The organism is Ornatilinea apprima, assembly GCF_001306115.1.
GTDB classification, from domain to species: Bacteria; Chloroflexota; Anaerolineae; order Anaerolineales; family Anaerolineaceae; genus Ornatilinea; species Ornatilinea apprima.
The window spans coordinates 1-11,311 of sequence record NZ_LGCL01000044.1 but is presented as its reverse complement, the minus strand read 5'-3'; the positions used below and the strand labels follow the sequence as shown (position 1 = coordinate 11,311).

11 protein-coding genes are annotated in these 11,311 nt (G+C 54.4%); all 11 read left to right on the top strand.

Annotation, left to right across the window (positions count from 1 at the left end):
* The first annotated feature begins 660 nt into the window (after positions 1 to 660).
* The 11 genes from ADN00_RS18205 (at position 661) to ADN00_RS18155 (ending at position 11,187) form a co-directional block, all read left to right on the top strand.
* Entirely contained in the window at positions 661 to 912 is a 252-nt protein-coding gene (locus ADN00_RS18205) for a hypothetical protein (RefSeq protein WP_075064433.1), read from the top strand.
* A gap of 746 nt (positions 913 to 1,658) precedes the next feature.
* Positions 1,659 to 1,889 (top strand): RyR domain-containing protein, encoded by a 231-nt coding sequence (locus tag ADN00_RS20635; protein WP_082390410.1) that lies wholly within the window; start codon positions 1,659 to 1,661, stop codon positions 1,887 to 1,889.
* Positions 1,890 to 1,895: 6 nt separating this feature from the next.
* Positions 1,896 to 3,344: a DUF4062 domain-containing protein gene (locus tag ADN00_RS18195; RefSeq protein WP_075064432.1), complete on the top strand. Its 1,449-nt coding sequence runs from the start codon at positions 1,896 to 1,898 to the stop codon at positions 3,342 to 3,344.
* 87 nt (positions 3,345 to 3,431) lie between these two features.
* Entirely contained in the window at positions 3,432 to 4,637 is a 1,206-nt protein-coding gene (locus ADN00_RS18190; RefSeq protein ID WP_152966415.1) for a hypothetical protein, read from the top strand.
* 28 nt (positions 4,638 to 4,665) lie between these two features.
* Complete coding sequence (locus ADN00_RS18185) at positions 4,666 to 5,850, top strand: Lcl C-terminal domain-containing protein (RefSeq protein WP_075064430.1); 1,185 nt, start codon at positions 4,666 to 4,668, stop codon at positions 5,848 to 5,850.
* A complete protein-coding gene (locus ADN00_RS18180) occupies positions 5,843 to 7,849 on the top strand; it encodes a WD40 repeat domain-containing protein (RefSeq protein ID WP_075064429.1) in 2,007 nt (668 codons plus the stop codon). The genes ADN00_RS18185 and ADN00_RS18180 overlap by 8 nt, the downstream gene beginning before the upstream one ends.
* A gap of 121 nt (positions 7,850 to 7,970) precedes the next feature.
* On the top strand, positions 7,971 to 8,528 hold the full coding sequence (locus ADN00_RS18175) for a tetratricopeptide repeat protein (RefSeq protein WP_152966414.1): 558 nt from the start codon (positions 7,971 to 7,973) through the stop codon (positions 8,526 to 8,528).
* 237 nt (positions 8,529 to 8,765) lie between these two features.
* Positions 8,766 to 9,197 (top strand): hypothetical protein, encoded by a 432-nt coding sequence (locus tag ADN00_RS18170; RefSeq protein WP_152966413.1) that lies wholly within the window; start codon positions 8,766 to 8,768, stop codon positions 9,195 to 9,197.
* A 262-nt stretch (positions 9,198 to 9,459) separates the two neighbouring features.
* Positions 9,460 to 9,855, top strand: coding sequence for a hypothetical protein (locus tag ADN00_RS18165; protein WP_075064426.1), 396 nt, complete (start codon positions 9,460 to 9,462; stop codon positions 9,853 to 9,855).
* 640 nt (positions 9,856 to 10,495) lie between these two features.
* A complete protein-coding gene (locus tag ADN00_RS18160; protein ID WP_075064425.1) occupies positions 10,496 to 10,726 on the top strand; it encodes a hypothetical protein in 231 nt (76 codons plus the stop codon).
* On the top strand, positions 10,726 to 11,187 hold the full coding sequence (locus tag ADN00_RS18155; protein WP_075064424.1) for a hypothetical protein: 462 nt from the start codon (positions 10,726 to 10,728) through the stop codon (positions 11,185 to 11,187). Before ADN00_RS18160 ends, ADN00_RS18155 begins: the two co-directional genes overlap by 1 nt.
* Positions 11,188 to 11,311: the final 124 nt, after the last annotated feature.

Below are 11,311 nucleotides of genomic sequence, written 5' to 3'. Positions count from 1 at the left end.
CAAGCACTTTTTCCTCAATTTCCTTGGTCACACCTTCCACTTTTATGGTTATACTGATATGGACAGCTTCGTCTGTCATCGAGAGTTCCTTTCTTTGTTGTTTGTGCCAACTTCAATATTGACTGGAGCTCTCTCTTTTTTCAACCCTCTTTATGGATTTTTGTGGCAGTAACCGCTTTTGACTCAGTGATTGACTATTCGTTTTTATTTTGTTATGCTGATTATAAGAAAGACAACCTCTTGGTAAACACGAGTATGTTGTCAATCTGATCAGGCGGTATATCACCGCAATGGCAAACTCTTTATTGCTTCTTCTCACACGCCCACCGTGCGCTTGGTCCTGCCTCAGCTGCACATTGGGCGTGTGGATATTTAATCCATTGCCGGCACATCCAATCAGCCCGGCAGCTTCAAGCAAAAGGAGCAGTCAAACGGCAAGTCAAGAGATCTTTTTGGGGCCAAAAATCTTGCCATCTTCTTCTATGCTTTCCTCAACATCGTGACAAGAGAGATCGGAATGAAAGGGGCTATCGCTTTAGGTACCCACCTTAGCGATATGAAGGGGTGGTACAGGGCCAGGCGATCAAAACCCAGGCTGGACAGGATGAGATAGATCCTGCACCAGCGGCTGGATTCGTATGAGATACCATCGAGGAAGGTATGGGCATCAGCTCAGAAATTATTGAGGAGAATTCCGAACGAATCGTCTTGAAGACTGGTCGCTGTCCCATCTACAAAGCAACGCAGGCGGTGGGGATGGACAACGAGGGCATCGAAGTCGAGTGTCAGGCCAACGCAATTTACTACAAGGACGTAATGCTCAAGCAATGGGACCCCAATCTCAGCTACCGACTGTGGGAATTTCGCTCTTCGGCAGATGCTCATTGCATCGAAGAGGTGGTACTTGGTTAGCTTTATGGTCTGGAAGGCATGGACTACGTTCCGTTCTGGGGCAAGATGAAAAGTTAGATAACGGCCGTTTGCCTCGGCAATTACTATCAGTGAACAAAAACGCAGGTACGAGGTGAACGTCCAAATCAACAACTTCGTGAAAATACCTTCACTTTTGCCCGCCAGGGAGCAATCTGGGAACGATACGGCCATAATGCGATAAAGAAACAGACGCTGACGCCAGAGACTGGTCACGCTGTCCAAGTTGAGAAAATCCTCGATCTCTAACAAACTGGCCAGGAAAAAAACATTATGGATGAAGAACAGGCTCAGAAAATCATCTAATCAGGAGACATCACCATGGATTGGAACCTGGCCCGAATCAGGCCAACCTTCAAGAGCCATGCCATTTGGATTCCAAATGATGTCGAGATCTTTTGGCAGCGCGGCGGCGCTTCCTTGCTGGCCGATCTTCTAGATGCTATCGGGGCCAGAGTGCAGAGAGAGACATCGCTTCCCATCGCCGTTCATCAACCTGGAGTACCCAGATCGCCCGCAGAAGTTTGTCCGGGCGATCTTGAATTTCACCACTCATTCACGCCGTGGTCAAAGAAACCATACGCGGACAGACTGCCATTGAATTTAGAGAAGGCCTGGCGTGTGGATGAATTCCTGGGTATGCAAAGAGCGAAGTCGCACTGCCCGGGGGTCTCATCAACCCCTTGCAAGATTAGGATGCCGCTGAGCACCCCTTTCAAGAAAAACAGATCATACAAATATCACATCTGGAGCACGAGCTCTGGTGTAAAACCAAAGAAGCGGACGGCTGGTGCTACGGTGAGTGGAGGTACAGCAAACGACGAACCCATCCGGACCTGGTTTCTTGCGAGTCATTGCAGGACAGCGAGCGGGTAAAGAACCTGGCCTTTGTCCGTCAACTGCCGCTCTTGCTGGCAAGGATTGGCTTTCAGATTGACCGCGCGGAACGCGCACAATAGAGGATCATGTCCCAAACAGCCCACGTCTTTCGGATTTTCGTCAGTTCCACTTTTAGCGACCTGAAAGCAGAACGCAACGCCCTTCAGGCGCGCGTCTTTCCGCGCCTGCGCGAGTTCGCCGAGACATACGGCTGCCACTTCCAGGTGATCGACCTGCGCTGGGGCGTCAGCGAGGAGGCCTCGCTCGATCAGCAGGCGATGAATATCTGCCTGGAGGAGATCGCTCGCTGCCAGCAGACTAGCCCGCGCCCAAATTTTATCGTCCTGCTTGGCGACCGCTACGGGTGGATGCCACCTCTGGCACAGATCCCCGACGACGAGTTCCAGCAGATACTGGAGTTGGTCAACGGGGATGACAGAGTATTCTTGGAAGCGTGGTATGTCTTGGATGGAAATGCAGTGGATCCGGAGTGGAGGCTCAGGCCGCGCAAGAAAGGCGGCCCGTACGAGCTGTACATCGCTTGGCAGCCGGTAGAGGTGCGACTGCAGCGTATCCTGGCCGCCGCGGTTAGGCAGTTGGGTCTACCCGACGACCGATTTCTGGCATATACCACCTCGGCCACCGAGCAAGAGATTGCCGCTGGCGCGCTGCGGGTGAAGGACGCGCCGGAGCACGTACTGTGCTTTTTCCGCCACATCGAGGAGCTGCCGCCGGAGTTTGATAAAGCTGCCCGTGACTTTCGGGACCAAGACGAGCAAAGCCAGACCGTGGATCGTGCGGCGCACGACCGGCAGGATGCGCTGAAGGAGCAACTGGCGGCCTACGTACCCGGAAACGTTTACCGTTACCAGGCTCGCTGGACTGGCTCTGGCATCACTATAAATCACATCGACCAACTTTGCCAGGACGTCTATGAATCACTGGAGCGGATCATTCTGACCCAGATAGCGCGACCGCGCGTTGGCGATGCGCACGAGGGGCCGGTGCACATCCGACCGGATGACGTACTGGACGAGGAGGGCCGCGCCCACTGGGAGTTTGCCGAAAAGCGGTTACGTTTCTTCGTCGGGCGCACCAATATTTTGAAGCAGATCGCCGGCCACCTGAAGGAAGGCGGACATCACACCCTGGCGGTTGTCGGCGGGGGCGGCACGGGCAAATCGGCGCTGCTGGCCAGAGCGGTGGAGCAGGCTCAGGAGATGCACCCCAACGCGCAGGTCGTCTACCGCTTCATCGGCGTCACCCCCGGCTCGTCGGATGGGCGCGGCCTGCTGGAGAGCCTGTGTCGTGAGATCTCACGCCGCTATGGGTCGGACGAGTCTGACATCCCCCTCGACTACCGCGACCTGGTGCCCGAACTGGCCAAGGCGATGCGCCTGGCCAATTCGGAGAATCCACTGATACTTTTCCTCGACTCGCTCGATCAACTCGCAGCTAGTCAGGGAGCGCGCGGCCTGATCTGGCTGCCAGCCGAGCTGCCAGACCACGTCGCCGCGATTGTCTCAACCCGCTAAGAGGAAGACATCGCCACAGCCCTGCAGGTAAAGCTGGTCCGTCAAGTGCAACTCGGCGGACTGGAGCCCCAGGATGGCAAAGAGTTGTTGACCCAATGGCTAGCCAGCGTCAGGCGCACGCTGAACATATCCCAGCGTGCTGAGGTGCTGGATAAGTTCGAAAAATCGCAGTGCAACCCGCTCTACCTTAAGCTGGCGTTTGAGGAGGCCCGGCTGTGGACATCTTTCCAGCCGCAGGAGACGCTGGCGGCTGGCGTCGCTGGAATTATCCGGGAGAACATGATCGAACGGCTGAAGGACGAAGGAAACCACGGCGAAATGCTGGTCTCGCGCGCCCTGGGCTACCTGGCTGCTTCACGCTACGGCTTAGCGGAGGACGAGCTGGTCGATCTACTGTCGCGCGATCTTGAGGTCTATACCTGGTTCTTCAAGCAGACTTACCACCTACCCTCCGACCTGGTGCAGCGGGCGGCCGAGTACCTACACGACCATCCGGACGTATTCGTTCGGGAAAGAGAGCCAGACGCAGAAGCATCTACGCTGGCCTGGCTCAATGAGCTCAAGCAGATGGACTGGAAGAAGGGGATCCCGGAGCCGTTGGTTGAGTTCCTGGCTACGGTGCTGCCCCAAGCAAACGGGCCGCACCTGCCGGTCGTGCTCTGGTCGCGCTTATCGTTCGACCTGGCGCCCTTTTTGACCGAGCGGCTCGTGGATGGCAGTTCGCTGCTTGCCTTCTACCATCGGGAGCTGAGGGACGCGTCGGAAGCTGAGTTTTTGTCGGACGGTCAGGCACAGGCCTATCACGCCAAACTGGCCGACTATTTCCGCTTCAAGGCCGACCCGGACGGTGACCACAGTTGGTCAGGCGACGACATCCACGGCCTGAGCGAGCTGCCCTATCATCTGACCGAAGCGGAGCGATGGGACCAAGTTTATAGAACTCTGATCGATTTTCGCTTCCTGGAGGAGAAGGCTGCCAGAGTCGGCGTCGTGGACAGCCGAGACGGACAAGGGCAGACCGTCAGGACCTACACCGGAGTATTGCGATTGCAGGAAGACTATGAACGAGCGTTGGCTGCCATGCCCGGAGGTAGGGGGTCTGAAAGTTGGGGCGACCGCTCGCCCCTGATTGTCACCGCAAGGCAAAAGAACGCCGAGATGAGTGTGGATTGCCCAGTATGCCACCAGACCTTACTCATCAAAGACGAAATGCTCGGAACGGTTATCACCTGCCCTCAGCAGGTCTGCCAGGCCCGACTGAAACTCAACGCCTTTGTGATCCAAACGGCGTAGAGAGTAAGCTAGAAAAAAAGGAAAAAGCATGATGCTAAAAGACAATGGAGATGGAACAATCAGTGACAGCTGCACCGGTCTGATGTGGCAGCAGGCAGAGAACGCGGAAGAGATGAACTATGAGGATGCGGTCGCCTTCTGCAAAAACCTGATACTCGCTGGCAACAGCGACTGGCGGCTTCCGACCAAAGAGGAGCTTGTGGCTTTAGCTCAGATCGGTGATGAGCCGTTGCGGACCTTTTTTCTGGAACTCCAACAAGAGAGGTATTGGGCATTCACCCGCCGTAGCGAACTGGGGTGGGCCGAGTCACCAGACCGCATCGCCTACACAGTAGACTTTGACCCGGACAGCGGCAACTATTGCCGTCCTACAACCTACTTTCGTGTCTACAAGTACTTTGTGCGCGGCGTACGAACGGGTGGAAAATCACAGCCAATAAAATCTGAGGTGGTCTCATCCAACGAGGCGCTGCGAACTCTGCGCGCACGGGTGGAGCGGTTGGGTATCGATCATCCCCGTCAACAGCGTCCCGACCTGGATCCCCAGTTGGACATGCAGCTTCCATGGATAGCCAGGACGTTGGAAGAGGCGGCAACCGCCCTGGAATCTGGGCGCGACCCCTTTGGCAACCCCATAACGGATGCCCAGGTCATAAGCGGTTTGCGAAAGCTGGTTCAGATGGTGTGCGACAACAGATTCCTATCAGCGATGGATCTGGGCCATCCGGGCATCCATACAGCTCTTCAGCGCTGCATGGCTGAACTCGAGGTGATCATTCATGGTATTGAAGGACATCCCCCAGCCGCCTCGCCGCCCCCAGCCAGTAAAGGTGTCAAGACCCTCATATCGCTGTGCACCAAAATGGGGATTCTCTTTCCCAACCAGTACGTCAACCAGGCGGTTGAGGAGCTGATGCAGGAAGGTGAGCCAGGTTCCCGCGCCTTGGCGTTACTGATCCGCGAGCTGATGGAGTGTCGCAGCCCCAAGATCACCCACGCGCTGGCGGCAGCGGGCCGTATCGCCCCAACACCGGAGCTCGTCGACGCGGTTCGCGCGGTGGCCGAGGCGCCCGAGCTGACCGAGGCACCAGATCACCCGAGCTTCACCCCCGAGATCACCGGTGGTGGGCGAGTTGGATGGACCAGTGGCACCCATCGTAAAGTCGTGGGAAAGGCTCTTCAGGCTGAGGAGTTGCTCAAAGGCCATGAATGACATCTGGCGCGAGGTGATCGACGCCTTTCGGCGTTCCCTGGGGCAGGAGACCCACGTCCTTACCGGGCATCCCGGCCTGCTGTGGCAGCAGCTCTATAATCGGCTTCAATGGTTTGAGGAGCCTATCTCTGAGGTTGTTGAGCGTACGAAGGCGAGCAGATTGTTGTGTGGTGAAACGCCATGGGTGCGTCTACGCACTCCCTTGCGGGAGGCGGGAGTCGTGCGCACCCTCAAAGGGCACAGCGACTGGGTACGCGGCTGTGCGATCAGCCCCGACGGCACTTGGGTGGTGTCGGCCGCGGCCGACACCACCCTGAGGGTGTGGAATAAAACATCGGGGGTTGAGATGCGGGTTCTGTCCGGTCATCGAGACTGGGTAACCGACTGCGCTGTGAGCCCGGACGGTACGTGGATCGTGTCGGCAAGCCGGGATCGAACATTGGCAGTCTGGGATGCAGAAACCGGTGACAGGCTGCGAATCCTCACTGGCCACATTGCGCAAGTGCGTGGCTGCGCAGTGAGTCCAGATGGTAGATGGATCGTCTCGGCGAGCGCCGACGGCACCCTCAAGCTATGGAATGCGGCCACAGGGACGACGCAGCGCACGATCCCGGCCCATTGCGGCGGGGTTGAGGCATGCGCGGTGAGTCCGGATGCCACGTGGATCGTCTCGGCCGGCGCCGACCACACCGTCAGAACCTGGAATGCAATGACAGGCGCTGCTCACCACACGCTGGGGGGACACACCAGTCGAGTGCTTGACTGCGTTTTCAGCCCTGACGGGACCCGAATCGCATCTGCTGGAGCCGATGGCTCTGTCAGAATCTTTGATGCAGTCACGGGCCGCCACCTTGCCGCTTTGACCGGTCACCGTTCGGACGTGCACAGTTGTGCCTTCAGCCCCGATGGGGACTGGCTGGTGTCCACCGGAGCGGACCGCACCGTCAGGACGTGGGAACTCACTAACTACGCCCCCCTCGACGTGCTCGAGGGTCACAGTGATAGCGTCGAGGGGTGTGCTGTCAGCCCCGACGGCATGTTCATCTTGTCGGCCAGCCGTGATCACACCCTCAAGACCTGGGAGGTGAGCTGCTCCAGCCGGATGTGTCAACCCGCAGGGCACCGTGACCGCACTCTTTCCTGCGCGATGAGCCCCGACGGTGCATGGTTCGTCTCCACTGGGCGCGACCGCGTTCTGAAAGTATGGGATACGGCCACAGGCGCTGAGCGTCACATGTTGACTGGACACAACCACTGGGTGAACAGCTGTGCTGTGAGCCCCGATGGTGCATGGCTGACCTCTGCGGGCGAAGACGGCACCCTGAAGTTATGGGATGCAACCACTTGGGCCTTGATTGATTCCCTCAAGCCCTTCATTGAAGGTGGTGTTTCGAGTTGTGCAATGAGCCCGGATGGAACCAGGCTCGTGGCTTCTCACAGCTCTGGCAATCTCTCCATATGGGATATGGCAGGCAGGACCTTGCTGGCGACTCTGGGTAAACAGGGAGGTACAGTGACCGAGTGCGCCGTGAGCCCTGACGGTAAATGGATCGTGTCAGCAGGTGTCCAGACCACGGTCTGGGATTCTGCAACCGGCTCGAGGCTCCTGAATGCAAAGGGTATCGAGTATAGCCTGTGCTGTGCCATCAGTCCTGATGGCGCGTGGGTGGTATCGGGTAACAAAGGTGGGACGTTGACCATCTGGGATCCGAAGACAGGCCGCTCACTGCGCACCCTCGCAGGGCATAAGGATGCCGCTCGCTGCTGCGCGGTAACAGCCGACGGTCGCCACATCGTCTCAGGTGGCGACGATTCGACCCTCAGAGTCTGGGATGCGGCCACTGGAGACCAGCTGGCCTTTCTGCCGATGCCCGGCTGGATCCTTTGCATCGCCGCCCACCCAAGGCTGCATCGGATCGTGTTCGGGGATACCATGGGCGGTGTGTTCCAGGCAGATTTGGTCGCCCTCCCAGGGCAGTTAAAAGGAACAACAAATTGATCAGGCTCAAGGCCGAGACACCTTTTGAAATGGGTTACCTTCTGCATCCCCCTCATGGTCCACAGTATGGGTTGATGCATAACTGTGGGCATCACCAGCGTTCGAAAGGAGAATCTATCGAGTGATCACAAAAACACCGGTTCAAGACCTGAACCATATCAATAAATTAAACCCAAACCAAGCAACGCAAGGAAGGAGAAAAAAAATGAACACTCTACGTAGATTATTCGGTCAGAAACAATCTGCACCGAAGAAAACCTCTGGTCCTCTGGACACCCATCAAGCAGAAAAGCTCTGGCAAGAAGCCTATGATTTCTTTCGAAGTGACAACAAAAAAGATCATATCAAAGCAGTTGAAATAGCTTTGCGGCTCATTGAGGATGGACCAAACGATGCCTTCACCAAATCAAAATTACAGTGTTTTATTGCGGATATATATTCCCAGAAACTCGAAGAGCATGACAAGGCCATAAAGTACTACCAAGATGCACTCGAAAGTGACCCGGGGAATTCCTTGGCTGGCTCTAATCTGGGTTTTGTATACCTGAATTACAAGAAGGATTATGAATCCGCGGCGAAAGTCCTTCAACAGACACTGGATCGTGGCGTCTCAAGTGCTTTTGTTCGGGAATCAACAAAAGATTGGTTAGCCGAAGCAAAACAAAAACTCGGCCGCTGAAAAGCAGCGATCTGGAATCTGAATTTGGTTGTTTGACCGGAAATCCGTTTTTTCAAAAATCACTATCCACGAGAAAGGAGAGTTTACCATGCAAATGAGTCATGAAGATGCACAGGTCTTTATGGGGATGATGGAAAGCCTCTAGGGCATACGATTTTTTGATGAATCTGACAATAATAAGGCTAATGTTGCGGCTGGTGAGATCATTGCCAGTCTCACAGACTCCAAAGGCAGAAAATGGGTCGCGCGCTGCAACAACCCGTCATCATTGAATCCTGCACAAATCAACTCAGCCAAGCAGGCGCTGGAATATCTAACCACCCGCCGTTGAGCAGGCAGAGCCGGAAAGTAAATAGAAATTGGATGAAAGAAGAAATGAAAGGAGGAAAAAAGGTCTGTGACATTTATAGTAGCCCCGGCATGGGCACCATCATCAGTGCTAATCAGATGCGTAAAGCTGTGTTAAGCAAAGGGTTTAACCCATTTAAGATGGGACTAACGAACACCCCCGCGATCATGATGGTGGGTGAGCAGGCAGCGTACCAGCACTGGAGAAGCATGATTGTAGCTCAAAGCACGTCGGACTGGAACATCTGTGCCAAGTGTATGGCTAAATTGAAGCCCTACCTAAGCGAGAAATCCAAGATGTGGTGGCAGTTCTGGAAGTAGGGCAGAACAAGAAACGTCACAACGAGAGATACAGATTGCCTGGCGCGGATTGATGCCTATCGCCACGCAGTTATCAATCCATTGCCCGGCAAACAAGCTCGCAAGAAACGTATACGAATAGAACCATCTCTGATCAAGGCAGATTGATCACTAGTCACAAAACCTGTTATACCAACTGCCTAAAAAGCCTCCACCTCTAGCCATTGAGTTGAGGATTGATCCATAAATCAACCACAATTTGCAAGAATGAAAGGAGAGAACAATGAAATTCTTCCACAAGTTGTTTAAAGAGGATGCAACCCAAAAGACCTCGGTAAGTAAAGAAGTAACCAAAGTAGAGTCACCCAACCCCATGTTGCCGAAAGTGCAGGGCATCTTGGTTCTCAGCCGCCACCCTATGGGACAACCCGCCGTTTCTGCGTTGTTTCAACAGATCCTTGACGCGCAGAAACTCCAAGGGCATGGTTTTGCAGAAGGCTGCGTCGCCCATCACATGGTAGCGGACCAGAGCATAGACGATCAGACGTATGTGGCCGGAGCCATTCTGAGAGTCTTCTCCTCATTCGGCGAGGATGTTCTAAACAGAACAAAGAAATTCCCCTACCAGATACCTGGTGGCGACTCGGGTAAATTCTTTGTTCTATACGATAGACGATAGGTCATCTCATTACTGCGGCAGTAGCCGCTTCCAGCGAGGCCTTTGCCGTAAGACTCACCAAGGTGTATATGGGCGGCCAGCAGTATTTCGCCCGGCTAGACGCCCACGACCGCCAGGGACAGAAGCCGCTGGTGGTCCTGGGCGAATCCGGGGCTGGCGAATTGGCCGTTGCGTTACCGCGCGCAGCATATTGAAGAGCTAGTTTTGATGCACTTTGCCGGAGCGACGCCCAGTCTGTGAATTGGGCCAATATGGTGCGGCGCATCATGGCCGAGTTGCAGCACCGCCTTGACCTTCCGGGCGAGATACCCGGCGACCCTGAGCGCCCTGCCCCCTGGCCCCAGCATCCAGGGCAGGTGCGGCATCTGCGGACTGTGGTGTTCGCCTGTCATTTTTCTAACAGGCCGGCAAGCGCAAGTCTTGCCTTCTTCCCCATAAATACCACACGTTGAAAAAAAACCTACGGTAGGGGAAACCAGCTCACGTTGACCTCCATGATTTGTCTTCAAGAAGACAAGATGTACTTTTACTTAACCATATCAACAGCGTTTATTGCAAGCACCCTCTTTTCAGAAATGCTGCACTTGATTAAGTAATACATTTGTATTACAATATAAATAACAATTTACAGGAGTTCAAAATGCCCAAGAAAAACTCACCCACCAAACCAGTTCGTTCTTTTCGTCTCAGCCTGGAATGTGTTCGACAGTTGAAAGATCTGGCCGGTAACATGGCACGCAGCGAAGGAGATGTTATCGAGATATCTATAGACCGGATGTACCGGGAAGAGCTGAGATTTGGGAACTTAACAATCGGTGAAGGTGAAAACCCTGAAGACAACTACAAAGTTGACCAGCATGAGGAGGAATGATGATCGCTGGATTGTTTCGCTTTATTTGGAAAATCATTGAGACTGGAATGATTCTTTTGATCTGCACCAGTTTGGTCTTTGTTGGATACAAAGCCAACCAGCCGATGACAGTTACTGGAGCGCCGGACGGTATGACTTATGTTGAGTTCATCCAGGATCGCCTGGATGCAGCCCATACGGTGAAACCATCACAATGTGGCTGGGGGATGATGCTTTCACTAGCAACCCTTGGACCAATTTACAGTGTCGTGTATACCGAAGTTGCGATTCACCCGGATGGATTTCTCGATAAAGTCACAGCTCCGGATCCTGATATTCCTACAGGGGTAGCAGGAGCAAAGTGGTATGAAGTCCCAGGAATCTGGTGGGGTGTGGTAGAACGATTATCCTGGACGATGTTGGGAAAACATACCTCATTTGGGTGTCAGTTCAGACCAGTAATGATTCCAGAAATTCACTAGAAGTCATCTCAAAAATAGTGTTTGAGTAAGATCACCAAGCAGCCCAAATGGACAAAGCCGATATAGTTCTCAACCAAGCGATCAAACCGAACCAGGATACGACGATAATTCTGAAGCCATGCAA

What these genes read in the sequence shown, in the direction of transcription:
- ADN00_RS18205 (WP_075064433.1), top strand. Translation starts at nt 661, where the DNA reads ATGGGCATCAGCTCAGAAATTATTGAGGAGAATTCCGAACGAATCGTC.
- ADN00_RS18195 (WP_075064432.1), top strand. Translation starts at nt 1,896, where the DNA reads ATGTCCCAAACAGCCCACGTCTTTCGGATTTTCGTCAGTTCCACTTTT.
- ADN00_RS18185 (WP_075064430.1), top strand. Translation starts at nt 4,666, where the DNA reads ATGATGCTAAAAGACAATGGAGATGGAACAATCAGTGACAGCTGCACC.
- ADN00_RS18180 (WP_075064429.1), top strand. Translation starts at nt 5,843, where the DNA reads ATGAATGACATCTGGCGCGAGGTGATCGACGCCTTTCGGCGTTCCCTG.
- ADN00_RS18170 (WP_152966413.1), top strand. Translation starts at nt 8,766, where the DNA reads ATGGGTCGCGCGCTGCAACAACCCGTCATCATTGAATCCTGCACAAAT.
- ADN00_RS18165 (WP_075064426.1), top strand. Translation starts at nt 9,460, where the DNA reads ATGAAATTCTTCCACAAGTTGTTTAAAGAGGATGCAACCCAAAAGACC.
- ADN00_RS18160 (WP_075064425.1), top strand. Translation starts at nt 10,496, where the DNA reads ATGCCCAAGAAAAACTCACCCACCAAACCAGTTCGTTCTTTTCGTCTC.
- ADN00_RS18155 (WP_075064424.1), top strand. Translation starts at nt 10,726, where the DNA reads ATGATCGCTGGATTGTTTCGCTTTATTTGGAAAATCATTGAGACTGGA.